This is a genomic window from Bradyrhizobium sp. McL0615 (assembly GCF_049993905.1).
GTDB lineage: Bacteria > Pseudomonadota > Alphaproteobacteria > Rhizobiales > Xanthobacteraceae > Bradyrhizobium.
In genome coordinates, this window is record NZ_CP188254.1 from 4,418,322 (window position 1) to 4,443,546 (window position 25,225).

Annotated in this window: 24 protein-coding genes and 1 pseudogene; 15 read left to right on the forward strand and 10 right to left on the reverse strand. The window is 62.6% G+C overall.

The annotated features are described in order from the left end of the window. The first annotated feature begins 78 nt into the window (after window positions 1–78). The 3 genes from ACPPVP_RS20815 to ACPPVP_RS20825 all read left to right on the forward strand — a co-directional run bounded on the left by ACPPVP_RS20815 (window position 79) and on the right by ACPPVP_RS20825 (window position 3,332). Entirely contained in the window at window positions 79–1,035 is a 957-nt protein-coding gene (locus ACPPVP_RS20815) for a hydroxymethylglutaryl-CoA lyase (RefSeq protein WP_426537619.1), read from the forward strand. Beyond that, entirely contained in the window at window positions 1,032–2,246 is a 1,215-nt protein-coding gene (locus ACPPVP_RS20820) for a CaiB/BaiF CoA transferase family protein (RefSeq protein ID WP_426537621.1), read from the forward strand. The genes ACPPVP_RS20815 and ACPPVP_RS20820 overlap by 4 nt, the downstream gene beginning before the upstream one ends. A 90-nt stretch (window positions 2,247–2,336) precedes the next feature. Next, a complete protein-coding gene (locus ACPPVP_RS20825) occupies window positions 2,337–3,332 on the forward strand; it encodes a Bug family tripartite tricarboxylate transporter substrate binding protein (protein WP_426537623.1) in 996 nt (331 codons plus the stop codon). A gap of 22 nt (window positions 3,333–3,354) precedes the next feature. Here ACPPVP_RS20825 and ACPPVP_RS20830 read toward each other — a convergent pair whose 3' ends face one another. The 5 genes from ACPPVP_RS20830 to ACPPVP_RS20850 are packed head-to-tail and all read right to left on the reverse strand — an operon-like array spanning window position 3,355 to window position 5,313. After that, window positions 3,355–3,798 carry a DUF1801 domain-containing protein gene (locus ACPPVP_RS20830; RefSeq protein WP_426537625.1) on the reverse strand — a complete coding sequence of 148 codons (444 nt, stop codon included), beginning with the start codon at window positions 3,796–3,798 and terminating at the stop codon, window positions 3,355–3,357. A gap of 17 nt (window positions 3,799–3,815) precedes the next feature. Further along, window positions 3,816–4,277 (reverse strand): DUF1801 domain-containing protein, encoded by a 462-nt coding sequence (locus tag ACPPVP_RS20835; protein WP_426537627.1) that lies wholly within the window; start codon window positions 4,275–4,277, stop codon window positions 3,816–3,818. 14 nt (window positions 4,278–4,291) lie between these two features. Then, window positions 4,292–4,513 carry a hypothetical protein gene (locus tag ACPPVP_RS20840; RefSeq protein WP_426537629.1) on the reverse strand — a complete coding sequence of 74 codons (222 nt, stop codon included), beginning with the start codon at window positions 4,511–4,513 and terminating at the stop codon, window positions 4,292–4,294. A 48-nt stretch (window positions 4,514–4,561) separates the two neighbouring features. Then, the gene (locus ACPPVP_RS20845) at window positions 4,562–4,993 is read right to left on the reverse strand and encodes an SRPBCC family protein (protein ID WP_426537631.1); all 432 of its coding nucleotides are present in this window, start codon (window positions 4,991–4,993) and stop codon (window positions 4,562–4,564) included. Then, complete coding sequence (locus ACPPVP_RS20850) at window positions 4,990–5,313, reverse strand: ArsR/SmtB family transcription factor (RefSeq protein WP_426537633.1); 324 nt, start codon at window positions 5,311–5,313, stop codon at window positions 4,990–4,992. Before ACPPVP_RS20850 ends, ACPPVP_RS20845 begins: the two co-directional genes overlap by 4 nt. A gap of 289 nt (window positions 5,314–5,602) precedes the next feature. On the opposite strand from ACPPVP_RS20850, the gene ACPPVP_RS20855 reads away from it, so the two are divergent. After that, complete coding sequence (locus ACPPVP_RS20855; protein WP_426523930.1) at window positions 5,603–6,226, forward strand: class I SAM-dependent methyltransferase; 624 nt, start codon at window positions 5,603–5,605, stop codon at window positions 6,224–6,226. 22 nt (window positions 6,227–6,248) lie between these two features. On the opposite strand, the gene ACPPVP_RS20860 is transcribed toward ACPPVP_RS20855, so the two are convergent. Continuing rightward, on the reverse strand, window positions 6,249–6,653 hold the full coding sequence (locus ACPPVP_RS20860) for a four-helix bundle copper-binding protein (protein WP_426523932.1): 405 nt from the start codon (window positions 6,651–6,653) through the stop codon (window positions 6,249–6,251). A 221-nt stretch (window positions 6,654–6,874) separates the two neighbouring features. Between ACPPVP_RS20860 and ACPPVP_RS20865 the strand changes: the two genes are divergently transcribed. From ACPPVP_RS20865 to ACPPVP_RS20910, 10 genes and pseudogenes are all read left to right on the forward strand, one after another. Next, window positions 6,875–7,252: a hypothetical protein gene (locus ACPPVP_RS20865; protein ID WP_426523934.1), complete on the forward strand. Its 378-nt coding sequence runs from the start codon at window positions 6,875–6,877 to the stop codon at window positions 7,250–7,252. Between the two features lie 82 nt (window positions 7,253–7,334). Then, window positions 7,335–7,742 carry a FixH family protein gene (locus tag ACPPVP_RS20870; protein ID WP_426523936.1) on the forward strand — a complete coding sequence of 136 codons (408 nt, stop codon included), beginning with the start codon at window positions 7,335–7,337 and terminating at the stop codon, window positions 7,740–7,742. Next, on the forward strand, window positions 7,739–9,142 hold the full coding sequence (locus ACPPVP_RS20875) for an efflux RND transporter periplasmic adaptor subunit (RefSeq protein WP_426523938.1): 1,404 nt from the start codon (window positions 7,739–7,741) through the stop codon (window positions 9,140–9,142). The genes ACPPVP_RS20870 and ACPPVP_RS20875 overlap by 4 nt, the downstream gene beginning before the upstream one ends. Next, the gene (locus tag ACPPVP_RS20880; RefSeq protein ID WP_426523939.1) at window positions 9,139–12,333 is read left to right on the forward strand and encodes an efflux RND transporter permease subunit; all 3,195 of its coding nucleotides are present in this window, start codon (window positions 9,139–9,141) and stop codon (window positions 12,331–12,333) included. The genes ACPPVP_RS20875 and ACPPVP_RS20880 overlap by 4 nt, the downstream gene beginning before the upstream one ends. Window positions 12,334–12,472: 139 nt before the next feature. Continuing rightward, window positions 12,473–13,030 carry a sigma-70 family RNA polymerase sigma factor gene (locus tag ACPPVP_RS20885; protein ID WP_426523941.1) on the forward strand — a complete coding sequence of 186 codons (558 nt, stop codon included), beginning with the start codon at window positions 12,473–12,475 and terminating at the stop codon, window positions 13,028–13,030. Further along, complete coding sequence (locus ACPPVP_RS20890) at window positions 13,027–13,671, forward strand: NrsF family protein (RefSeq protein ID WP_426523943.1); 645 nt, start codon at window positions 13,027–13,029, stop codon at window positions 13,669–13,671. Before ACPPVP_RS20885 ends, ACPPVP_RS20890 begins: the two co-directional genes overlap by 4 nt. A 113-nt stretch (window positions 13,672–13,784) precedes the next feature. Next, window positions 13,785–14,042 carry a hypothetical protein gene (locus ACPPVP_RS20895; protein WP_426523945.1) on the forward strand — a complete coding sequence of 86 codons (258 nt, stop codon included), beginning with the start codon at window positions 13,785–13,787 and terminating at the stop codon, window positions 14,040–14,042. A 44-nt stretch (window positions 14,043–14,086) separates the two neighbouring features. Beyond that, window positions 14,087–14,383 (forward strand): annotated as a pseudogene (locus tag ACPPVP_RS20900) (efflux RND transporter permease subunit); the annotation flags it as partial. A gap of 230 nt (window positions 14,384–14,613) precedes the next feature. After that, on the forward strand, window positions 14,614–15,891 hold the full coding sequence (locus tag ACPPVP_RS20905; protein WP_426523947.1) for an NAD(P)/FAD-dependent oxidoreductase: 1,278 nt from the start codon (window positions 14,614–14,616) through the stop codon (window positions 15,889–15,891). Between the two features lie 22 nt (window positions 15,892–15,913). Beyond that, on the forward strand, window positions 15,914–16,867 hold the full coding sequence (locus tag ACPPVP_RS20910) for an alpha/beta fold hydrolase (protein WP_426523948.1): 954 nt from the start codon (window positions 15,914–15,916) through the stop codon (window positions 16,865–16,867). Window positions 16,868–17,157: 290 nt separating this feature from the next. Here the strand turns inward: ACPPVP_RS20910 and ACPPVP_RS20915 are convergent, their stop codons facing one another. Continuing rightward, on the reverse strand, window positions 17,158–18,204 hold the full coding sequence (locus tag ACPPVP_RS20915; RefSeq protein WP_426523950.1) for a transglycosylase: 1,047 nt from the start codon (window positions 18,202–18,204) through the stop codon (window positions 17,158–17,160). A 290-nt stretch (window positions 18,205–18,494) separates the two neighbouring features. Beyond that, window positions 18,495–19,655, reverse strand: coding sequence for a caspase family protein (locus tag ACPPVP_RS20920; protein ID WP_426523952.1), 1,161 nt, complete (start codon window positions 19,653–19,655; stop codon window positions 18,495–18,497). Between the two features lie 266 nt (window positions 19,656–19,921). Here ACPPVP_RS20920 and ACPPVP_RS20925 point away from each other — a divergent pair, with 266 nt between their 5' ends. After that, a complete protein-coding gene (locus ACPPVP_RS20925) occupies window positions 19,922–21,307 on the forward strand; it encodes a DUF2252 domain-containing protein (protein WP_426523954.1) in 1,386 nt (461 codons plus the stop codon). A gap of 174 nt (window positions 21,308–21,481) precedes the next feature. On the opposite strand, the gene ppx is transcribed toward ACPPVP_RS20925, so the two are convergent. Then, the gene (gene ppx, locus ACPPVP_RS20930; protein WP_426523956.1) at window positions 21,482–22,984 is read right to left on the reverse strand and encodes an exopolyphosphatase; all 1,503 of its coding nucleotides are present in this window, start codon (window positions 22,982–22,984) and stop codon (window positions 21,482–21,484) included. A gap of 12 nt (window positions 22,985–22,996) precedes the next feature. Next, on the reverse strand, window positions 22,997–25,195 hold the full coding sequence (locus ACPPVP_RS20935) for an RNA degradosome polyphosphate kinase (protein WP_426523958.1): 2,199 nt from the start codon (window positions 25,193–25,195) through the stop codon (window positions 22,997–22,999). Window positions 25,196–25,225 lie beyond the last annotated feature (30 nt).

The window sequence follows — 25,225 nt, forward strand, 5'->3', positions numbered from 1 at the left end:
ATATTATATTTGTCAGATGTCTATGGGCGCGGCAAGCTGGAGTCAGAACCAATAAAGACCACCCGGGGAGCTCGGCGCATGGATCTACCGGATAGCGTCGTCATCAGTGAGGAGGGGCCTCGCGAAGGTTTTCAAATCGAAAAAGGTCCGATCGCAACCGCGGACAAGATCGCGCTGATCGACGCGCTCTCCGCGTGCGGGCTTCGCCGGATTCAAGTCGGCTCTTTCGTCAATCCCAAGCATGTTCCGGGCTGGGCCGACGCCGAAGCTGTCATTGAAGGGTTCACCCCGCGTGAAGGCGTCGAATATTCCGCGCTGTGGTTCAACGAAAGCGGATTGCAGCGCGCGCTCGCGTTCAGGGACAAGCTGACCCTTGCCGGCTTCATTTCGATGAGCGCATCCGAGCCATTCGCGGTCAGGAACCTCAATCGCGATCGCGCCGGACAGATCGAGGCGATGCGCAAATATGTGCGTGCGCATCGGCAAGCCGGCGTGCCGATCAGCAAGATCATCGTGATGGCGTCGTTCGGCTGCAACTTCGCCGGAGACATCGCACCGGCACAGGTCGTCGAGACGGTCGCGGACGCACTTGTCATCGCGCGCGAGGCCGGCGTGGAGGTGCAGGACGTTGCGCTGGCGGATTCGATGGGTTGGGCAACGCCCGTCCGAATAGCGGCCGCGGTCGGCGCCGTTCGTGACCGCTGGAGCGAATTGCGGATCGCCCTTCATCTGCACGACACGCGCGGGCAGGGCATCGCCTGCGCCTATGAGGGCCTGCGCCTCGGCGTGACCGCGTTCGACGCCGCGGTGGCGGGCCTCGGCGGCTGCCCATTTGCCGGCCAGCCGGGTGCGCCGGGCAACATCGCCACCGAAGAACTCGCACTGCTCTGCGAGGAGATGGGTATCGCCACGGGCCTGAACATCGAGGCGCTGATCGAGGCCGGGCGGCTTGCCGAGCGGATCGTCGGACACCGGCTGCCGAGCGCCGCATTGCGATCGGGAACGCTCGCCGCATTCAGGAGACGGGCTGCATGACGACTTCCTCCAAGCCCCTGGCGGGCCTGAAGGTGCTCGATTTCGGCCACACCATCATGGGGCCGTGCGCCGGCGTCGTCTTTGCCGATCTCGGCGCCGACGTGGTGAAGATCGAGCCGGTCGACGGCGATCCGACCCGGCGGCTGCCGGGCTTCGCCGCCGGATTCTTCGCGACCTACAACCGCAACAAGCGCTCGATCGCGATCGACCTGAAACGGCCCGAGGGACAGGCGATCGTGCATCGGCTGGTCAGGGACGTCGATGTCGTGCTGGAGAATTTTGGCCCCCGCACGATCGAGCGACTGAAATGCAGTTGGGAGGATCTGCGTCAGATCAACCCGCGCCTCGTCTACCTCTCGATGAAAGGTTTCCTCAAGGGACCGTACGAGAACCGCGGCGCGCTTGACGAGGTGGTGCAGATGCAGTCCGGCCTCGCCTATATGACCGGGCCGCCGGGCCGGCCGTTGCGTGCCGGAGCGCCGGTCATCGACATTCTCGGCGGCGTGTTCGGCGTGGTTGCCGCGCTATCAGCGCTTCGCGAGCGCGACGTCACGGGGGCCGGACAGAAGGTGGCCAGCTCTCTGTTTGAGAGCGCGACGTTCATGCTCGGTGCGTTAGTGGTCGGCAGCGCCGTGATCGGCGGACCTGTGCCGCCGATGCCGGCCCGCAAGAACGCCTGGGGCGTCTACGATGTTTTCACCGCTTCCGACGGCGGCCAGGTCTTTATCGGCTGCACGTCGGACGGACACTGGCAACGCTTCTGCGAAACTTTTGGATTCGACGACTGGCGCGACGATCCGCGGCTTGCGGGGAACGCCAATCGTTGCGAAGCGCGCGAGTGGATGCTGCCTGAGCTCGAGCGGCGGATCACGAAACTGCCGCTCGATGAAATCCTTCAAAAGTGCGAAACGGCGCGGGTGGCTTATTCCCGGGTCGGACGGCCTGACGAATTGTCTGACGATCCGCATCTGCTTGCCCATGGCGGCCTGCTTGCGACGGCCGTATCCGGACTGGGCGGCGGACCGCTGGTCGGAATCCCCGCGCTTCCGGTGGAGTTCGGCGACGGACGCGACCGCGCAAGTCTCGACCGCCAGCCGCCGAAGATCGGCGAGCATGCGCACGAGATTCTGAGCGCGGCCGGATATTCGGAGCAGGAAATCATCGAACTGCGTTCGGCGGGCGTGCTGGGCGCTGCGAGCGTTCTCGCATAGAAGCGAATAAGACGAAACTAACGAGACGAAGCGAACAAGAGCGGTCCAACCGCCTCGCGCAGTGCAACATGGTCAGGGAGGAGGCGGAGCATGATTTCCGGCAAACTGGTTCGGGCGAAAGCCCGCATTCTCGGTGTGGCGACCGCGGCCCTTGCGCTGAGCGCGGTCGCGTTGCCTGCCAAGGCGCAACCATTTCCATCGCGATCGATCACGATCCTGGTGGGCTATTCCGCGGGAGGGCAGGCCGATGCCCTGGCGCGGATCATGGGCAAACAACTCGGCGAGAACCTCAAAGTATCCGTCGTCATCGAGAACAAGACGGGAGCCAACGGCATGATCGCGGCCCAGGCGGCCGCACGCGCCGAGCCCGATGGATACACCATCCTCATGGTGACGGATGCGATGGTCGCGATCGATCCGCACCTCACCACCAGCAATCACTTCGACCTTTCGAAGGCGATGGAGCCGCTCATCAACGTCTCGTGGTCGCCGCTGCTGCTGGCCGCGGCCAACAATGTGCCGGCGAATTCGGTCGCCGAACTGGTCGCGCTGGGCAAGCAAAAGACGCAGAATCTGAGCTTTGGGAGTTCGGGCAGCTCGACGCCGCACCGCCTTGCCGGCGAGATGCTGCAGAAATATGGCGGGTTCACCATGACCCACATTCCCTACAAGGGAACGGCGGCCGGGGTGAACGATCTCCTGGGCGGGCAGATCCCGCTGCTGTTCGGCGCACCGACGGCGGTGGAGCCGCTGGCGACGGCGGGCAAGATCAAGGTGCTCGGCGTCACGTCGGAGAAGCGATTCCCGTTGCTGCCCGACGTGCCGGCGATCAGCGAAACCTTTCCACAGTTCAAGATCATCAGCTATATCGGCTTCATGCTGCCCAAGAACACGCTCAAGCCGGTGATCGCTACCTTGAACACGGAAATGAACGAGATACTTGCATCAGACTCGATGCGCGCCTGGCTGGACAAACAGGGCATGGTCGCGGTCGGCGGTACGCCTGATGATTTCAAACGCCAGATCGAGGTTGACTATCAAGCGCGCGGTGAGCTCGTGCGAGCTCTCGGCATTACCGGCGAGTGAGCGAGGAAACGCCTCCGTCTCCTCAAGCGCTCTTTGGTTTCTTCCGGGCAGCGCGCGCCGAAACGTTCAGTGCCGCGGCCTCGCGAACGAGCGCCTTCAACGCCTTTTCATCGATCTTGTCGCCCTGATGAAAATCGATGGCACGCCTTGTGTTGCCTTCGAGGCTTGAATTGAAGAGGTCTGTTGGATCGTCCAGCGCGGCACCCTTGGCGAAGGTCATCTTCACGACAGCCTTGTAGGTCTCGCCGGTGCAGATGATGCCGTCATGCTCCCACACCGGAACGCCCCGCCACTTCCACTCCTCAACCACGTCGGGAACGGCCTGCTTGATGACGCTCCTGATACGCGCGAGCGTGTCGCCGCGCCAATCGGCCAGTTCCTTGATTCGTGCATCGATGTGCCGGGAGGGAGAGCCTCCGCCTTTTGCTTCGTTCGCGCCGCTCTTCTTCATTGTCGCTTTCTTCATGGCTGTTGTCGTTGCGCTCACAGTCGTTCACCGGGCAATTGGCTGGCTTGTTTAACCCAGTCGACGAGCTGCGTTTCGTCGAGATCGTCTTCATGAATGTCGAGATAGCGCACTTCCTTGTGCTTGGATTCGCCTGAAGGGAGAGGGCGAAGCGATGTGCCGCGGAAGAACGTCACTTTGACGTACTTTGTGAAGCAGTGAAAGGCGAGGAACCAGCCGCCCTGATCCTCGACGCCATAGAACGGCGAGTTCCATTTCACGGCCTTGCGCACGCCGGGGACGGTGCGCACGATGAGTGTGTCGAGGTGGCGCCCGACGTCGCGTTTCCAGCCCGGCATGGCCGCGATATAGGCCTGCACGGGCGCGTCGCCGTCTCCCTTCGCGATCTGGGGATTGCCGCCTGAGAGGAGGGGCGGCTTCGCATCGCCACGCTTCGCGGCGGCTTTCTTTGCGACCTTCGCCGACTTCTTCCTGACCATTGCGCGGTTCGCTCCTATCCGGCGGCGCCTCGCCCCCCACGCAACTTGGCGGTATACGGCAGCACGAACATGTACAGACCGGTGAACAGGAGCAAAAACAGCGGGAGCAGTGGTGAGTAGACGACCAGGGCCGGAGGTTCCCCCAATCCCATGGCGACGAAGTTGGCGATGACGGTCACCGTAAAGGCGATCGACAGCCAGCGGTGGACTTGCCGAATAGACGTATTCCAGTTCAATGAGACCTCCTTTGATGTGAAATGAGCTGAAGCGCGCCGCGGCGGATTTCAGTCCGCCCGCGCCAAAACCTCCTCCAGCTTCCCGAAGAATTGCTGCCATCCGACCTTGGCGCCGCCAAAAGCCTGCTTCTGGTCCGGCCGGAAGCCCGCCTGCTCCATGCGCAGCAGCGTTCCCGTGCGCGTTGGCGTGAGCGTAAACGTCACCACGCTCTGCAGATCGAAGGCCGCATCCGCGTGCTTGAAATTCCAGGTGTAGGACAGAGCCTTGTTCGGCTCGATGGCGAGCACCTCGCAGTCCAGCACGCCGCCCCAGTCGCCGCGAAGATTGAAATGGTGGCCGACGACTGGCTTGAAGTCGTTCTTCATCAGCCATTCCTCCATCAAATGCGGTTGCGTGAGCGCGCGCCAGAGCTTTTCTGGCGGATGCGGCACATCGCGTTCGACGACGACAGTGCGTGTTTCGGTCGCTGTATTGGTCATTGGTCCATCCGTTTGAGCAGATCTTCGAGATCGTTGAACTTCCTCTGCCAGAACCCCGCCATCTCGCTTGTCCAGTCGACCAGCGGCGCCAGGGCGCCGAGCTGTGCGCTATAGTGCGTCTGTCGGCCTTCGCGGCGGTCGCGCACCAGCCCGGCGTGCTTGAGAACGCCGAGATGTTTTGAGACGGCCGGCTGCGAGATCCCGGCCTGCGCCGTCAGGGCCCCGACCGTCTGTTCGCCTTGGCGGCACAGCCGCTCGAAGATCGCCCGGCGGGTCGGATCGGCAAGGGTTTTGAAGAGCACGTCATGGGCGTTCGGCATCGGGAATCGATAACCTCTTGGCTATTGTTTAACGCATAGCCGCTGAGCTATGGATTAGTCAAGCAGGAACATGTCAGGCCGCACGACAGTCCCTTGGCCTAATCTTCCCGCATATGATGGCGTAACCTTTGGCCATGGGTCAGGAGATCACGGCCTTAGCCATACTCGGTTGGTTATGTATTATCGCCTGGCCTTGCCGCCGTCTCTCGAAGCAGAGCTGAAGCGAATGCCGGCACATGGTCGTTGTCGCGGGCGCGAGTGACGACCATGTATGGGCAGGAGGTGTTTTATGGGAGATGCCGGTCGCCAGGCCCATTGGGAGAACGTCTACTCGACGAAGGGCGAGAACGAGGTTAGCTGGTTTCAGCAAAGCCCGGCGCCGTCGCTCGAACTGATCGTGCAGGCCGGCGCGGTCAGCAATTCGGCCATCATCGACATCGGCGGCGGCGCGTCGCGGCTGGTCGACCATCTCGTCGATCAGGGGTTTGCGGATGTCACCGTGCTCGATCTATCAAGCGCGGCATTGGAGACCGCGAAGGCTCGCCTCGGTGCGCGTGCCGACCGCGTTCACTGGCTGGTGGCAGATGCCACGATCTGGGAGCCGGTGAAGCGATACGATATCTGGCATGATCGGGCGGCGTTCCACTTTCTCACCGATGCGAAGGACCGCGCCGCCTATATCGAGCGCCTCACGCGCGGTTTGAAAAGCGGCGGACACGCGATCATCGCCACCTTTGCGCTGGACGGCCCTGAAAAATGCAGCGGCCTGCCAGTCGCGCGTTACGACGCCGCGAGCCTGGCGCAGACGCTGGGGCCCGGGTTTCGGCCGGTTCACACCCAACGGCACGAACACGCAACGCCCTGGGGCTCGCACCAGGTTTTCCAGTTCAGCGTGTTTCGCCGCGAGGGTTGAGATCGGGCGAAGCCATCGCGCGCTAATGCGCCATGCCGCGGGCCAGTTCCTGGCAGGCCTCCATGCAGCGGCGGCAGCTTTCGGCGCAGATGCGGCAATGTTCATGCATCGCCGCGTGCGTCTGGCACTCCTCGGCGCACAGCCGGCAGGCGGCGGCGCAGACGCTGAGCATGCGGCGCATTACTTCGTCATCGAAACCGGTCCTGCGGGTCATGATGCGGCCGGTGATGTTGCAGATGTCGGCGCAATCGAGATCCAGGCGGATGCACTGGGTCAGCTCCTGCACCATGCGCTCCGACAGGCAGGCGTCGGCGCAGGAGGTGCAGGTCTGCGCGCATGAATAACATTCCTCGATGCAGCGGATCAGGGCGTCGTTGATCTGGCCCTGGACGGCCGGGTGGGTGCCGATCATTTCGCGGGCGTGCATGGTGGGCTCCTTGCTTGAGGGCCGGCCGCAGACGGGGCGGGCCGCCTATTTTAAGCCGGGGCGAGCGAAAATGTCCTGGCTTTTGGCAATATTCCGCGGCCCTGGATCAGATTGATCCAACGCAATGCGATGGGCCCCAATTGGATTATGTTAACAACCCCGCGCTTTCGTGATGGAACCTGGCTTCCCATCATGGGCCGGAATATGCGAAAACCATTCCCGTGAAGCGCTCCATCCACCTTTGCCGGCTGCTGGCGGTCTTTTTGATCGCAGGCCTCGTATTTGCCCCGCTCGCGGCGCGGGCAAACGCGGATTCAATGGCATCGATGACGATGACGTCGATGTCCGGCGATCATATGGCTGACATGTCCGACGACATGCCGTGCTGCCCGGACAAATCGGCGCCTGTGGATTGCGACCAGTGCCCGTTGATGGCGCTCTGCGTGTCGACGACGTTGCAGGCACCGTTGACGGCCGGCGTTGCCGGAATCCAGCCGGTTACACTTCGAATGCTGCTTCCCGGCAGCGACCCCGAAGTGGAAAGCGTCGTGTACTCACCCCCTCCAAAACCTCCCCGATCCCTGGTCCGTTCGGCGTAACGCCGAAAAATCGCGCGCGGCGTTTTGTGACGTCTGCGCCCTGCTGCGTTCGCAGCTGACCAGAAGATCGAGGGTTATCACCATGAAGGCCAATCAGTTTTCGCGCAGCCTGCGGCTTGCGCTGACCGGCGCTGTCTTGACGTGCGGCGCTACCGGCGCGTTCGCCGATATCAGGAATTACGAGTTCAAACTCGTCGAACCGACCATCAAGGCCGGTCCCGACAAAACCATCGCCGTGAGGCTCGTCGACAAGACGAAGGGCAAGCCTGTTCCGGACGCGGTGATTTTCGCGACGCGCCTGGATATGGCTCCAGATGGCATGCCTGAGATGGCCACCAGGCTCGACCCGCTTCCGGGGACGGAACCCGGCACCTACCAGTTCAAAGCCACGTTCGGCATGGCCGGCCGGTGGCAGTTGTCGCTCGGCGCCAAGGTGCAGGGTGAAACCGGCACGGTCGAAAACAAGCTCGTCATCCAGGCCGACCAATGAAACGGTCGGTTCTGATTGGAATCGCCGCTGCCGTGACGGCTGCGGCAATCACCGGCGTCCTCTCGCATCGCTATCTCCGGCCGAGTGGAGAGACGAAGCACGCAGCTTTCATGGAGCAGGCGCGCGCCGAACCGGGCGCTGCGATCTACTATCAGGATCCGGACGGCAAGCCCTTCTATTCGCTGACGCCGAAGAAAACGCCTGATGGCCGCGACTACCGCGCCGTTCCTGCCGGAGCCGACGTCAGTTTCGACGATCCGGCCGATGTGGCGGCTCCGCCGCCTGCGGATCGCAAGATCAAATATTACCGCAATCCGATGGGCCTGCCGGACGTTTCGCCGACGCCCCGGAAGGATTCGATGGGGATGGATTACATCCCCGTCTACGAAGGGGAGGACAGCGACGACGGATCGGTCAAGCTGTCGCCGGGCAAGATCCAGCGTACTGGCGTCAAATCGGAACCGGCTACCCGGCGTGTGATCCGCACGGCCATCCGCGCTCCCGGCACCATTCAGCTCGACGAGCGCCGCGTCTCCGTGATCGCGATGCGCGCAGAAAGCTATGTCCAAAAAGTTGCCGACGTCACCACCGGCGCGCACGTCGTCAAGGGCCAGCCGCTGATGGAAATCTACAGTCCCGCGGTCTCTTCGGCGGCCGCCGAATACATCTCGACGCTCGGTTCTAAAGTCACCGGTGGCAGCGAGGGCCCGTACGGCAAGGGCTCGCGGCAGCGGCTGATGAATCTCGATGTGCCGGAGGCGGCGATCGTCGCCATCGAGAAGGGCCGGAACGTTCCGATCGGGATCGAATGGACCTCGCCGCGTGACGGCGTCGTTCTGGAGCGCAACGTCACTGAAGGCATGCGGGCCCAACCGGGCGGCGTCCTGTTCAGGATTGCCGATCACTCGGTGGTGTGGGCGGTCGTCGATGTTGCCGAGCGCGATCTGGGCAGCGTGGCCGTCGGCCAGCGCACGATCGTGCGTGCGAGGAGTTTTCCCGGGCGGGAGTTTTCGGGAAAGATCAACGTGATCTATCCGCAGATCACCAAGGAGACGCGGACGGCGCGGGTGCGCGTCGAATTGTCCAATCCGGATTTGCTGCTGATCCACGACATGTATGTCGATGCCGAGATCGAGACCGGCAGTGCAGAATCCGTGCTCGCGATTCCCGAAAGCGCCGTGCTGGACAGCGGCAGCCGGCAGGCGGTGCTGGTTGACAAGGGGGAAGGGCGGTTCGAGCCGCGCGAGGTCAAGCTCGGCCATCGCGGCGAAGGCTTTGTCGAGGTCCGCGAGGGCCTGGCCGAGGCCGATCCGGTGGTGACATCAGCCAATTTCCTGATCGATGCCGAAAGCAACCTGAAGGCGGCGCTGAAGGGATTTGCGGAAGGGACCCAGCCATGATCGCCCGCCTCATCGCGTGGTCGGCGCGTAACCTGCTGCTGGTGTTCTTCGGTACCACCTTCGCTGCCGCCGCCGGCCTCTACGCGCTCGCGCATCTGCCGCTCGACGCCATTCCCGACCTCTCGGACACGCAGGTGATCGTCTACACGGAGTATTCAGGGCAGGCGCCGCAGGTGATCGAGGACCAGGTCACCTATCCCCTGACCACGGCCATGCTCACGGTGCCGCGCTCGAAGGTGGTGCGCGGCTTCTCGTTCTTCGGCGTGTCGTTCGTCTATGTCATCTTCGAGGACGGCACCGACATCTACTGGGCGCGCTCGCGCGTGCTGGAGTTTCTCAACAGCGCGGCCTCGCGGCTGCCCGCAGGCGTGACGCCGACCATGGGTCCCGATGCCACCGGCGTCGGCTGGGTCTACCAGTATGCGGTTATGTCGAAGGAGCTCAACCTCTCCGACACCCGCGCGATCCAGGACTGGAACCTGAAATTCGCGCTGGCCAAGGCGGAGGGCGTCGCCGAGGTCGCCAGCGTCGGAGGCTTCGTCAAGCAGTACAACGTGATCCTCGATCCACAGCGCATGCGCGACCGCGGCATTACCATGCAGAAGATGCGCGAGGCGATCCGCGCCAGCAACGCCGACGTCGGCGGCCGCACCGTCGAGCTGTCGGAATTCGAATACGTCATCCGCGGCAAGGGCTATCTGAAGAGTATCAACGATCTCGGCAACGTCGTGCTCAAGGTGAATGACGGCGCGCCCGTTCTGCTGCGCGATGTCGCGAGAGTCGAACTCGGCCCCGACGAGCGGCGCGGTATCACCGAGCTGAACGGGGAGGGCGAGGTTGCCAGCGGTATCGTGCTGCAGCGCTTTGGCGTCAACGCGCTGGATGTGATCCAGAACGTCAAGAAGCGTTTCAAGGAAATCGCCAGCAGCCTGCCGAAATCGGTCGAGATCGTGCCGGTTTACGACCGCTCGAACCTGATCTACGCGGCCATCGACACGCTCAAGCACACGCTGTTCGAGGAAAGCGTCGTCGTTGCGCTGGTCTGCATCGTGTTCCTGCTGCACGTCCGCAGTGCGCTGGTTGCGATTCTGATGCTGCCGGTCGGCGTATTGATGGCGTTCGGCGTCATGAAGCTGCTGGGGATCGGCTCCAACATCATGAGCCTCGGCGGCATCGCGATCGCGATCGGTGCGATGGTGGATGCGGCGATCGTCATGATCGAGAATGCCCACAAGCATCTCGAACGGGCCGAGCCCGGGCAATCCCGCGTGGCGGTCCTGATCGAGGCGGCTGCGCAGGTAGGCCCGGCGCTGTTCTTCAGCCTTTTGATCATCACCGTATCCTTCATGCCGATCTTCACGCTTGAGTCACAGGAGGGCCGGCTGTTCAGCCCGCTTGCCTTCACCAAGACGTTTGCGATGGCTGCGGCGGCGCTGTTGTCGGTCACGTTGGTGCCGGCGCTGATGGTGGTGTTCGTGCGCGGCAAGATCATTCCGGAGCACAGAAATCCGATCAACCGTTTCCTGATTTGGATCTACCGGCCGGTCATCAAGGCGGTGATGCGCGCCAAGATATTGGTGATCCTGATTGCGCTTGGCATTCTTGCCGTGACGGCGTGGCCTGCACGGCAGCTCGGCACAGAGTTCATGCCCAATCTGAACGAGGGCACGCTGCTCTACATGCCGACGACATTGCCGGGCATCTCTGTCACCAAGTCAGCTGAACTGATGCAGACACAGGATCGGATCATCCGGTCTTTTCCCGAAGTCGAGTCCGTCTATGGCAAGGCAGGCCGCGCCGCGACTGCAACCGATCCGGCGCCGTCGGAAATGTACGAGACCATCGTCAATCTCAAACCGAAGCAGGAGTGGCGGGCTGGCGTGACGATCGACAGCCTGATCGCGGAGATGGACAAGGCGCTCCAGTTTCCCGGCGTCTCCAACGCCTGGACCATGCCGATCAAGGCCCGTATCGACATGCTGTCGACCGGCATCCGCACCCCGGTCGGCGTCAAGGTGATCGGTACCGATCTGGTCGAGATCGACAAGCTCGCCAAGCAGATCGAGCAGGTTCTGAAGGCGGTCCCGGGCACCTCGTCCGCCTACGCTGAGCGCGGCATCGGCGGCTACTATCTGGAGATCACGCCGGACCGCGAAGCGATGGCGCGCTACGGCATCATGGTCCAGGACGTCCAGGACACCATTGCAACGGCGCTTGGCGGGCAGACGGTCACGACGACAGTCGAGGGACGCCAGCGCTTCTCGGTCAACATGCGCTACCCCCGGGATTTGCGCGACAATCCAAAGGCGATTGCAAGCGACGTCTTGGTGCCGATGCCGGCCGGCGGCGCCGTCCCACTCGGCGAAGTCGCAAAGATCGCGCCGGCGCGCGGGCCGTCCTCGATCCGCACCGAGAACGGCCAATTAGCGACCTACATCTATGTCGACATCCGCGACCGCGACCTCGGCGGCTACGTCGCCGAGGCGCAGCGCGCCGTGCAAGCCAGCATCCAGTTCCCGCCAGGCTACTACGTCATGTGGAGTGGCCAGTACGAATACCTTGAGCGCGCCACAGCCCGGCTGAAGATCGTCGTCCCGGTGACGCTGTTGATTATCTTCCTGCTGCTGTACCTCAACTTCCGTTCGATCACCGAGACGATGATCGTGATGCTGTCGCTGCCGTTTGCGCTGGTCGGTGGGCTCTGGCTGATGTGGTGGCTTGGCTTCAACCTTTCCGTCGCCGTCGCCGTCGGCTTCATCGCGCTGGCCGGAGTAGCCGCCGAGACCGGTGTCGTGATGTTGATCTACCTCAACCAGGCATTGGCCGAGATCAAGGGCCGGCGCGAAGCCGAAGGCCGCGCCCTGACGCGTAGCGACCTCTACGATGCCATCATGGAAGGCGCAGTCGAGCGCGTGAGGCCGAAGATGATGACGGTAGTTGCCATCATGGCGGGCCTATTGCCGATCATGTGGAGTACCGGCACCGGCTCGGAAATCATGCAGCGCATCGCCGTGCCGATGATCGGCGGCATGATCTCCTCGACACTGCTCACGCTGATCGTGATTCCCGCAATCTACGCGCTGGTGGAGGGTTTTCGGTTGGGAAACGCGGACGATGCCGGTAGCCGATCCCCAACGCCGGCAACTGAGCCCGTCGAACGAAAGCGACCGGTTCCAGAGCCCGCCGCATAAGGAATGGCATCATGACTATTCGCGCAGGCGACCGGCCTGGGTCCGGACACTCGCCACGCCACCCTCGAATTTTCTTCGGCGCAATGGCAGAAGACTGTAACCAAATCAGTCGCGCCAGCGAACTCATGAGATAGCTGGCATGACGACCCTCGAAATCGAACTCAAGGCCCTGATGCTTGCGAGCCTGGACGGTAACGCGGCGTCGTACCGCTCGCTGCTCGATCGGTTGAGCCGGCGGCTGCGTGCCTACTACAAAGCCAAGCTCGTGACTGTCGGCAAAGGGAAGGTGGAGGCCGAAGATTTGGTTCAGGAGACCATACTGGCGATCCATCTCAAGCGGCATACCTATGATCAGCGGGAGCCACTCACGCCTTGGGTCCACGCTATCGCGCGCTACAAGCTGATCGATTCTCTGCGTCGGAATCGTGTGTCGTTCAGCGAGGTACCTCTCGACGAGGTTGATGAGGTCATGGCGCATGACGATAGTGCCGACGCCGAAAGCGCATATGATATCAGGCGGCTCATGCAACGGCTGCCGCAAGGCATGCAATGCTCGATCCAGGCTGTAAAACTTGACGGACTGAGCATAGCTGAAGCCGCGAACAGATGCGGCCTCTCCGAGTCGGGAGTAAAAGTAAATATTCACCGTGGGCTTAAAGCGCTGGCCGCGTTGATTGCCCGGGAAACGCGAACATGAAGACGGATGACCTAGTTGCGCTCCTGAGTACTAACCTTGAGCCGGTCGACCGCAAGTCGGTCGTTCGCACGCTTTATGTGGCAATTGCTGCAGGGTCGATCGCAGCGTTTGGCGTCGCCGTTATCGGCTTGGGCTTCCGCGCCGACCAAATGACAGCCCGCGCACTGATGTTTCTCGCCATAAAGCTTGCCTTTGCAATCGGGATCGTCGGCCTCGCGCTGCTTTACCTGACGAGACTGGCACGGCCGGGCGGGGAGCGGAAAATCTCGCGCGGCTTGCTTGTCGCTGTGCCGTTTCTCGTCATTATGGTCCTTGCCGCCGTCAGCCTTGGATCCGCACCCCAGTCGCATTGGGAAAAGATGATCGTCGGCGATGAATGGTTGGAATGCCTTCTCTCTATTCCGATCATTGCAATCGTTCCCTTCGCCGTTTCAATTTGGGCCTTGCGAAAAGGTGCGCCCACCAATCTTTCGCGGGCCGGCGCGTTCGCAGGCCTCATCGCGGGAGGCGTTAGCGCAATGGCGTATGCGCTCCATTGCGCGGACGATTCGCTGCCGTTTATTGCCGTCTGGTACGGCGGAACGATTGTGCTGTGCACTCTAGCAGGTGCAGCATTAGGACCACGGCTGTTGCGTTGGTGATGACGTATCAGGTGGCTTCACGTCGGCGTGAGCCTGTAACCAGCTGACAATAGGCTCCGTACTCATGGTTAGAAGCGCACATGACGGCGCTTCCACAATCATGGAGCCGGAACATGTCAGCCAAACACCTTCTCACGATGTCCCTCTTGTTGCCGCTCGTGGCGGTCTCCGCGACTGCACAGGCAGGCTCGACCATTACCGATAAGAGCTACTGGCCGAACGAGGCCAAGCAGAGCACGCCGATCGGAGCTGTCTCGCAAACCGGTCCGTATTCTGCATTCGCCTACGATCGGGCAGCACCACGTTTGGCGCCCGCGGCGGCCAGCGGCGGATCTGGGTTTCGCTACCAGCGCGGTCCGAAGGGCCGTTGACATAGGTGGGCGCAACGGATCTCCCACTGTCGCAACCAGGGCGTCGTCGGCCAACACCGGGCGACGACGCCATCCTAGAAGGCGCGGTGGAGCGGGTGCGTCCGAAGATGATGACGGTGGTCGCGATTATGGCGGGGCTGCTGCCGATCATGTGGAGCACCGGCACCGGCTCGGAGATCATGCAGCGCATCGCCGCGCCGATGATCGGCGGGATGATCTCGTCGACGCTGCTGACCGTGATCGTGATTCCGGCGATCTATGCGCTGGTGAAAGGGGTGGAGCTTGGAAAGGTGTCTGTGACGAAAGCCGAGCCCGGACAAGCAGGAGCCAGTGTAATCTAGCCGCTGTCTGCAACTGGTTGAGCTGACCTGACGATGGGCTCGGAACCCAAACTTGTGACGCCGTTCACCATCGCCCCAAAAAGGATCAGGTAAGCTTGGTTACCCGGGAGCGGCCGCGGTCGGTCGCACCTGTCGGTTGATCCGTTTTGATCCCGTTTGACATTTTCCCTTCCAGGAGGAAGACGATGGCATATCCTGCACGAGGTCATGCCGTGGTTATTGGCGCTGGCATGGCCGGCCTTGCCGCCGCTCAGGCGATTTCCAGGCATTTCGCGAAGGTCACGATGATCGAGCGGGACGTGCTGCCCGCCGAGCCCGCGCCGCGGCGCGGCACACCCCAATGCCAGCATGGCCACATGCTGCTTGCCGGCGGACTGCAAGCTCTGCAGACGCTGTTTCCGGGATTTGAGAAGGATCTGGCGGAAGCCGGCGCCGTGAAGGTCCGTACCGGGAAGGACATCCGATTCGAGCGACCCGGCTACGATCCATTCCCCATTCGCGATCTCGGCCTCGATAATTTTAGTATGTCACGCCCACTGCTCGAAGCCGTTACCCGAAGACGCGTTCTGCAGACTCCAAACATCGATATTTGCGTGCGCTCCCGCGTGACCGGGCTTGTCGCATCTCTTGATGCAACGCGGATCGAGGCGGTCCGGTATGATAGCGAAGATGGGCCTGTGACATTGGAAGCCGACCTGGTGGTTGAAGCCTCCGGCCGCTGCGGCCTGACGCTGAAGCTGCTCGAAGGGCTTTCTCTGCCGAAGCCCGAAGAAACCGAGATCGGCATGGATCAGGCATATGCGAGCACCATCGTCGAGCGACCGATCGATCACAATGCCGACTGGTTGGGCAATATCATCCTGCCGTCCGCGCCCGCCAGCAGTCGTGGAGCGTTCCTGTTTCCGATCGAGAAGCAGCGATGGCTACTTTCCATCGGAGGCAATCATGGCGATGCGCCTCCGGGCGACCGCGCGGGATTCATGGATTTCGTCAGGAGCCTGCGCACCCCGACCATCTATGACGCGGTCAGGGACGCCCGACCGGTGACTGATATCGTCCGCTACCAGCTGCCTTGCAGCACGCGACGGCATTTCGAGCGCCTGGAGTCCTTCCCGGCAAGGCTGCTCGCGATCGGCGATGCCCTCTGCCGCTTTAATCCGGTCTTCGGACAGGGCATGAGCGTGGCAGCACAGGAAGCCGTGATCCTGGACCGGTTGTTGGCGGAAGATGTTCCCATGGAGCGGCTGGCGCAGAATTTCTTCGCCGCCATCCAGGACACCATCGCGACGCCGTGGGGCGTTGCCGTCAGCGATTTCGTCTATCCCGCCACGCGCGGCGTTCGCCCGCCCGACCTCGCGCAGCGTTTGCAATACGGTATGGCCATGACCAAGCTCGCCGCGCAGGATCCCGAGGTGCACCGGCTAACGGCGGAAGTCTCGCAACTGCTCAAGCCGCACGCCGCGCTGCGCGAGCCGGCGCTCGCGGTGCGCGTGAGGGCGCTGATGTGACGGAGCGATGTGGGGGAGCGTGATGGACTTTGTCACCGTGAAGAACGGGGCGATCGAGCTCAATGTGGCGGTCATCGGCTCGGGCCCGTTGATCGTCTGCGTACATGGATTCCCGGAGCTCTGGTATTCCTGGCGGCACCAGATGGTGCACTTCGCGGCCCGGGGCTTCCGGGTGGCCGCGCTCGACGTGCGCGGCTATGGGCGAAGCTCGAAGCCAAAAGAAATCTCGGCCTATGCGCTGCGTCAGCTCGCGTCTGATGTCGTGGCCGTGATCGATCATGTGGGAGATGGCCCCGCCGTTCTGTTCGGCCACGACTGGGGCGCGCCCATCGTGTGGCACACGGCGCTGCTTCACCCCGACAAGATCAGGGCGGTGGCCGGTCTCAGCGTGCCGTTCCGTCCGCGCGGACCCGCGCCTTTCATCGAACTGGCCCGATCCATCTACAACGGGCGCTTTTTCTATCAGATCTACTTTCAGCAAGAGGGCGTTGCGGAGGCCGAACTGGATGCGGACATCGCGGGTGCCCTGCGCAAGATATATTTCGCGCTGTCCGGGGCGGCGCCCCACAACAAGTGGCTCGAGCCGAAACCGCCGGAGGCGAGGCTGCTGGATGGGCTCATCGATCCGCAGCTCTTTCCGGACTGGATGAGTGAGAGCGATCTGGCGGTGTATGTCGATTCGTTCCGGACCGGCGGCTTTCGCGGCCCGCTCAACCGATACCGTGCGCAGACCCTCGACTTCGCCGAACTGGCCGAATTGAGCGGACGCAGCATTACGCAGCCATCGGCCTTCATCGCCGGCGAGCGCGATCCCGTGCGCGCCTTCATTCCAGGTGTGGACCTTTACACCGACCCCGGCATCGCCTGCTCCGATTTCCGCGGCTCCACCATTATCCCGCAGATTGGACATTGGGTGCAGCAGGAAGCGCCAAAAGAAACCAACGCGGCGCTCGAAGCGTTCGTGCGGCGGCTATAGCGCGGCAGCCGCTTCACGCGACAAATAAAGATCTCTTCGCCGAGCGTAGGCACCATTGCCCTTCACATCCGAAGCCAGCTTTGGATCATTCGCGTCGACTTGACCGGACCACGGCGACTTCCGGTCTACCCCGGTGAACGGACATTCTCAGGATAGGCCGGCATGTCTCAAAGGTGCCATGAGTGGCCATCGGCACTCGGTCGACACCTCGTTAGCGGCGATTTCTAAATCGTGAAGTGAGACGGGCTGGGCGGTGGGATGCGGCAGCTTCTGCCGACCACGCAACGGAATTACTGCTTCGCCTCTGCGGCGACGGCGGTCGCCATGTACTTCGAATAGAATTCAGCGACCCGCGTGCGCCACATGCCGACGAACGCCTCCGATGTCACCTTGTCCACCGATTTCCACGCCTTCTTGAGGGCCGGAAGGGTGTTGCCCCAGATCGCGCGTTTGCACCACTTCTCGCCCTTCTCCCTGCCTTCGCTGGTGGCGCACATGGATTTCCAGGCGATGCGATCGGGCTGGCTGATGTGCTCGGCGGCGCCTTCCCAGCCCTGCTGATGGATCAGGTAAAGATCGTTCAAGTCCGGCTTCCGGTGCGTGATCCACTCGAACAGGATGCCTTCGGTAATGACCTTGTATGCGGCCGCAACGGCATTGTCGCGGGGACTGCGAATCTGCCCAAAGCCGAATTTGCTGAACTCATATTCGCTCAGCTGAAACAGGCCGATATACGACCCGGTGCGTTGATTGGGGTTGAAACCGGACTCGATCTTGGCAACCGCTTTCATGAAATTGAAGTCGAGACCGAACGCGTCGGAAGCACGTTTGATTTCCTCGACCGGCGTTCCGACCGGGATGTCCTTGAGCGAACGCAGGACGGTCTCCGCCGGCTTCTCGGCGGGCGGCACTTCGGACCAGACGTAATAGATGAGATATTGGAAATCCTGCGTCGCCGGCGCTGGGTTGGAGGCAACACCGGTCTCATCGCTCGTTGTCGGCGCCGTTTGCGTGGCATCATAGTGACCGAACGGCACCGATCTTGTCCCGATCAAATCGTCACCTGCTTTGGCGTGGGCCGACGATGGACCGGAAGCAACATCAGGCATCGAGCCAAACGTGACTTCCTGCAATGGCGGCTCGGGCTGCGGCCGGGCCTGCATCATCTGCTCGCGTAGCTTGACCAGACCGTCGAGGCGGTCGGACTCCAGCGCCGGCGCTTCGTACGGTTGCTTGAGCGAGGCGACCTCGGCCGGACGCAAGGCGCGTTGGTGGACCGCTACCAGGATTAGCGTACCTATCGCCGCACCGGTGAAGATGACCCTGAAGGCGAGCATGGCAGCGAGCTTTCCATGCGCAACGGGGCGACAACATGGCGAGATCACGACCGAACCCGAATCACGTGTCAGCCAAGCGTCGGAAGCGGACTTAAGCGGGCCGCTGCCCATGTCCGCCTTGGGTCGTTCGCGCCGGTTTGACCGGATCACGGCGACTTCCGGTCTACTCCGGTGAACGGACATTCTCAGGACAGGCGGGCATGTCTCAAAGGTGCCAAGGCGACCTGACCAATATTATCCGCTTATTTGCAAGGCTGACGTCAGCCAAGAATCTTTGGCGCAGCAGAGCGTCACTGCAGGCTCCGCTTCCAGTAACCGGTGCCGAGTTTGCCGGTGATCACCGCTGCCGTATCGCGGATTTCGTAGGAGCCGCCATCGTCGTAACCGGTGAGCCCCCTGTTTGCGTGGATCGACCAGTGGCCGTTGACGGCGGCGATGGTGCCTTCATGCGCAGGCGCTGCGCGCGGTCCTTCGGCGCGGAATTTGTAAGTGCCGTCACCCATGATGCGCCAGATCCAGCGCGACGTCCCGCGATCACTCATGATTTCCCAAGTCCCGACCAACGCTGGATCGATTGCGAGAGAAGAAGGCGCAGGTGCTACCCTCGATGGCGCACTCGCGTCTGCTGGCGTAGCATTCGCCTGGTTTGTGGGCACCTGGTCGGCTGACGACGGCTGGCCCGCAAGATAGATCGCCCTGCGCGAGAGCGAGCCGTAGACGAAGGGCTGCTGTTCGTTCCTGGTCACCTCCATGACGTCGTCGCGGACGTTGCGAAGCATGAAGGTGACCTCAAGCCCCGGCGTTTCGATATTGTGCAGGAGCGCCGCGGTAAACGGGCTGTTTCGCCCGTCTCCGTCGAGAGCGGTAGTGCCGTCTCGAGCGGCATAAGCGACCAGCACGTTGCCGACCGGCTCGATGCGGCTCAGGCCGGCGCCGATTACCGCTCGCAGGGCCAGCGACCGGGACATCTTCGCAACGAATGGATTGTTGCGGCAGGCGTCGAGTATAACAAGGCCGAGGCTCGTGGTGTTCGACACCTGCAAAATCACGCTGCGGAGGCTGACGGCTTCGTTCGCTGCGTCGGTGTCCTTCTTCAATTCCGCATCAACCGGGATCAACCAGTTTTCGCCGCTGATTTCCATGCCGTGACCGGCAAAGAATACTGCCGCCATATCGGCGCCCGCCGCGTCGCGCCCGAGCGCGATAAGGCCTCGCCGCATCTGGTCAAAGGAGGCGTTGGTGAGAAGGGTCACGGCGAAGCCGAGACGATTTAGCGCCGCGGCGATATCAGCTCCATCATTAGCTGGATTGGGCAGCGTCGGTACGTTCCTGTACGTGCTGTTACCGATCACCAACGCCACGCGCTTGCCGTCAGCCAAGGCGGGCGAGACAGCGAAGCCGGTAAGCGCCGCGAAAACGCCCAATCCCAGAATAAATCCGCGTCGGTTCATGCTGGCCCCGGTTCGCACCTAGTGGCATCATTTTCTACAGCAACCGCAGCGCAGCAGCTACGGGATTGGCCACTGCAACGCACAAACTCGATGGGCGAATGTCTCCCACGGGGCAAGCTCGGGAGTGCCGCCGATGGCCTGATCCTATGCTCCTGGTCACTAGGCTCAGCCTCATTCCAGCCGCCGATTGCCGCGCCAAGTTTGGCGTCTTGTTACAATCGAGCAACCCTATATATAATTGGCGCCTTTCGTTGGAGGGCCTGCCAATGCCACTGACCTCGAGTTCGCGCACCGAACGGTTCAAGCAGGGAAAGGCGCTTCGCCACACGGCACCGCGTGAAGCGCATGCGGACCTGAAGGGATCGTTTTCGCGCAATGCCGTTGCGCTCCTCGCCGAGAGCGATCGGGATCGGGTCCCGGAGCTCGTCCCGGAACGCTACGCGCGGATGTCGCTCAACCCGTTCGCATTCCTGCGCGGGGCCGCCGCCGTCATGGCGGCAGATCTTGCCGCCCAGCCGATGGCTGGAATTCCGGTGCAGGCGGGCGGCGACAGCCATTTGATGAACTTCGGCGCGTTCGTCACGCCCGAGAATAACATCCTTTTCGACGTCAACGATTTCGACGAGACGCTGCCCGATGTAGATTTCACCGTCGACCTCAAGCGTCTTGCAGCCAGCGTCGCGGTCGCGGCACTGGGCTCAGGCGTGCCGAAAAAGCAGGCCCGGGCTTTGGCGGCTGCGACCGTCAAAGCCTATCGGTCGCATATGGCCGCACTGGCTAAACTCTCTCCACTGGAGATATGGCACAGCCGGATCGACCTCGAACACGAGATCGACCAGATCGGCAACGCGAGCCTGCGACGCAAGTTGGTCGGCGTGATCGCCAAGGCGCGTGGTGAGGGCCTGTCAAAGGATGACAATTTTCCGCATCTCGTCAGCGGCGACAATTCGAGGATCGTCGACAAGCCACCGACCATCTTCCATTTGGATCCCAAAGCCGATGCACGACACAGGCTTGGCGTCCAACAACTGCTCGCCGCGTATCGCAAGGGCCTCAATCCGGATCGACTGCAGCTGCTCGATCGCTTCACGTTGAAGGATCTGGCATTCAAGGCGGTAGGCGTCGGTTCCGTCGGGACCTTCTGCTGCGTGGGCCTGTTTTTGACCAGCGACAACGAACCGCTGTTCCTCCAGATTAAGCAAGCGCAGAATTCCGTGCTGGAGCGTCTTGGCGGCAAGCTTGGGTACAAAGGGCACCAAGGCCGCCGCGTTGTACATGGCCAGCAGATGATGCAGGCCGCCAGCGATATCTTCCTCGGCTACACGCAGGATGAGGATTCCGGACGCCAGTTCTACGTCAGGACCCTGAAGAACCGCAGGCTGGGCGGCGTCAGCGAAATCACCGAAGGGGCGGCATTCCCGGATTACGCCCGGCTATGCGGCCGTACCCTCGCACGCGCCCACGCGCGATCAGGCGATCCGGCCGCGATTACCGGCTACTGCGGCAAGAGCGAGGTGCTGGACGATGCGATCGCTTCCTTCGCGATGGCCTATGCCAAACAAACTATCCTCGATCACGCCGCTCTTGTGAAGGCAAAGGGCCCCGCGACATCGGCCAAGACGACCACGGTCAGGCCCGCAAAGGCTGCCTAGATGGCAAGCCGGCGGTAGCCGATCTTGCTGAATTTCGCTGTGAAAGTCCCATGTCGGAGGCATTCGCGTCGGTTTGGCCGGAGCACGGCGACTTCCGATCAACCCCGACAGCAGACGTGGCAGTACGGCCTCTGCATGTTTGCTTGTGTCACTGGAACGCCGCCGTTTTCGGCGTTACTTCCGCACGATCGAGCCGGCTCGGCCGACCAGCCGCGCCAGTTGCTTGAAGCGGCTGCCGACGCGGTCGGCGACGAGATCGACCATACGGTGTTCGAACACCAGCATCAGCTTGCGGCCGCGGCTGCGGAAATGCGTCGCGGGCAAGACGCCGGTACGCGCCGCCGAAATCAAATGGGCGACGCGGAACGCCGCGCCGAGAAGGCGGGCGCGTTCATCCATGGCCGGCGGCACCAGTTCGCGGATCCGCGTCGGCGGTTCGTTTTCTTCGCTGAGGCCGGCGTAGCGATAGAACACCGACAGCGCGACGAAGGCGCGGCCCTGGTGGCTGATCGAGCCGAAATTGCCGTTGGTGATCAGGCTCAGCGTTTCCTCGCCGCGGTGGTCGGGATGCACGCGCCAGCCGACATCGGACAGCAGGCAGGCGGCGTGGCGCAGGCGGCGGTCTTCCTCGGTCTCGCGCAGTTTTACGACGCGCACCAGCCGATCGGTCCAGGCCACCAGTTCCTCGGCGTGACGCGCCGAGCGTGACAGCAACCCGTTGAGGGTCTGCGCCGCGCATATGAAGCCGTCCTTGGCGCGCTCCTGCGGCGGCAGCATCTCATAGAGCAGACCTTCGCGGACACCGAAGGTCGAAAACACGATCGTCTTCGGGCGGCCGACGCGGATGATGTATTCGAGCACCAGCGCGGCATAGGTCAGAAGCGGACGCCGGGCATCGGCGACCACTTCGATATCGGCGAGCATGTTGGCGGCCGCCAGCCGGCGCAAGCGTCGGGCGAAATCGAGCGCGTCGGCGGCCGGCAACTCATAGCCATGCATCACCCGCAGCGGATAGCCGCTCTGGACGATGTGGATACGCGCCAGCGCACGCCAGGTGCCGCCGACCGCGTAGAAGGTGCGGCCACTGCCGGCCTTGAGCTGGGCCACGTCGGACAGATTGGTGCTGACAATGCGTTCGGCGCGCTTCAGCGATTTGTGCGACAGATCCTGCAGCGCCAGGCTTCCGAGCGGCAGCGTGACGCCGCTGCTGACGCGGTTGCGATGCACGTCGATCAGTTCAAGCGAACCTCCGCCGAGATCGCCGACAATGCCGTCGGGATTGTGGATGCCGGAGACGACGCCGAGCGCGGAAAGTTTTGCTTCGCGCGGTCCAGAGAGGATTTCAATGTCCGCGCCGCAGATGCGCTCGGCCTTGGCGATGAAGTCGGGGCCGTTCTTGGCGTCGCGGCAGGCGGCGGTGGCGATGGCGAAAACACGCCCGACCTGCTGGATGCGACACAGCGCCCGGAACCGCCGCAGCGCCGTCAGCGCCTTGGCAACAGCGTCCTCGGCCAAAAGGCCAGTGCTCTGCACCTCGCGGCCGAGCCCGCACAGCGCCTTCTCGTTGAAGATGGTGACGAGGCTGCGCGCCATCGTCTCATAGACGACGAGACGAACCGAGTTCGAGCCGATGTCGATGACGGCGACGCTGGAAGCGCGCTTGCGCGGTCGCTTCACAGCCGGAATTCCTTATGATGATGGCGGACGTTCGTTACGGCGCGTGAGGCGGCGCGGCGAAGATTCCTTGAGAGACTTTCCACGGCCAGACAGACTCGGATTCGTCATGAAATAGTTGTGCAGGTTGAACGGCTCTTCGCCTTTCGCGGCCTTCATACGCGTTGAGGACCCGTCCGGCAATAACTGCCAGCTCTGCTCGGTATCCTTCAGATTCGCGACCATGATCTGTTCGAGAACCTGCTGATGTACCGTGGGATTTTGCAACGGACAGAGGATTTCGACGCGGCGGTCCAGGTTCCGCGGCATCATGTCGGCCGACGAGATATACACAGCCGCCTTCGGGCCGGGCAGGCCTTGCCCCATACCAAAGCAGTAGATGCGGCCGTGCTCCAGGAAGCGGCCGATGATGGATTTGACCCGGATGTTCTCGGACAGGCCCGGAATGCCCGGCCGCAGACAGCAGATGCCGCGCACCACCAGTTCGATCGAGACGCCGGCCTGCGAGGCCTCGTACAGCGCGTCGATGACATCGGGGTCGACCAGTGAATTCATCTTCATCCAGATCACGCCCGGCTTGCCGTGCCTGCTGTGATTGGCCTCGCCCTTGATGTGTTCAATGATGCGCTTGCGCAGCGTCAGCGGCGACACCGCCATCCGCTCGATGTCGCTCGGCTCGGCATAGCCGGTGATGTAGTTGAACACCCGCGCCGCATCGCGGCCGATGATCGGGTCCGAGGTAAAGTAGGACAGATCAGTATAGATGCGCGCGGTGACCGGATGATAATTGCCGGTGCCGGTGTGGACATAGGTCGTGAGATTGCCGCCCTCGCGCCGCACCACCATCGACAGCTTGGCGTGGGTCTTCAGTTCGAGAAAGCCATACACGACCTGAACGCCGGCGCGTTCGAGGTCGCGCGCCCAGCGGATATTGGCTTCCTCGTCGAACCGCGCCTTCAACTCGATCAGCGCGGTCACCGATTTGCCGGCTTCCGCAGCCTCGGCGAGCGTGCGCACGATCGGCGAATTATTCGAGGTACGGTAGAGTGTCTGCTTGATGGCGACGACATCGGGATCGCGGGCCGCCTGCTGCAGAAACTGTACGACGACGTCGAAGGATTCGTAGGGGTGATGGACGATGAGGTCCTTTTGCCGGATCGCGGCGAAGATGTCGCCGCCGTGGTCGCGCACCCGTTCGGGATGGCGCGGCACGTAGGGCGTGAATTCGAGGTCGGGCCGGTCGAGCCGCGTCAGTTGTGAGAGTTCGTTCATCGCCAGCACGCCGTCGACCAGAAACACCTCGTCGTCGGCGGCGGAAAGCGCCTGCTGCACGAAACCGCGCAGCGCTTCAGGCATCTTGGCTTCCATCTCGAGGCGGATCACCGAACCGCGGCGGCGACGCTTCAGTGCGCTCTCGAACAGGCGGACCAGATCTTCGGCTTCTTCTTCGATTTCGAGTTCGGAGTCGCGGATGATGCGGAAGGCGCCCTGGCCCTTGACGGTGTAGCCGGGGAACAGGCGGCCGATGAACAGGCCGGTGGCCTGCTCCAGCGGGATCAGGTGCACCGCGCCGTCCTTGCCCGCGGGCATGCGGATGAAGCGGTCGATCTTGCCGGGCATGCGGATCAGCGCATTCATCGGCTTGCCGTCGGACACCCGCGCCAACTGCAGCGCGATGGTGAAGCCGAGGCTCGGGATGAACGGGAACGGATGCGCCGGATCGATCGCCAGCGGCGTCAGCAGCGGGAAGATGTTGCGGAGGAAATGATCCTCGAGCCAGCCGCGCTCCGCCTTGGTGAAGTCGTGGCCGTCGACAAGGGTGATACCCGTCTCCGACAGGGTGGCGCGCAGATCGCGCCAGATCGCCTGCTGGTCGGAGGCGAGTTCCGAAACCGTCTTGTTGATGAGGGTGAGCTGCTCGGACGGCGTCATGCCGTCAGGGCTACGCTCGGCGATGCCTTCGCGGACCTGTGCCTTGATACCGGCGACGCGGACCATGAAGAACTCATCAAGGTTATTGGCGGAAATCGACAGGAATCGTACCCGTTCCAGCACGGGATGGCCCGGATTGACCGATTCCTCGAGCACCCGGCGGTTGAAGTGCAGCCAGGATAGTTCCCGATTGATGAATCGTTCCGGGCTCGTGGCAATCGCGGGAGGAGCCTCGGCAATTGGTTCTTTTTCTTTTATTTCAATAACTTGTGCCGATTCCATAAGGCTTTGGTCCATCTTCGGGAGGCGCGG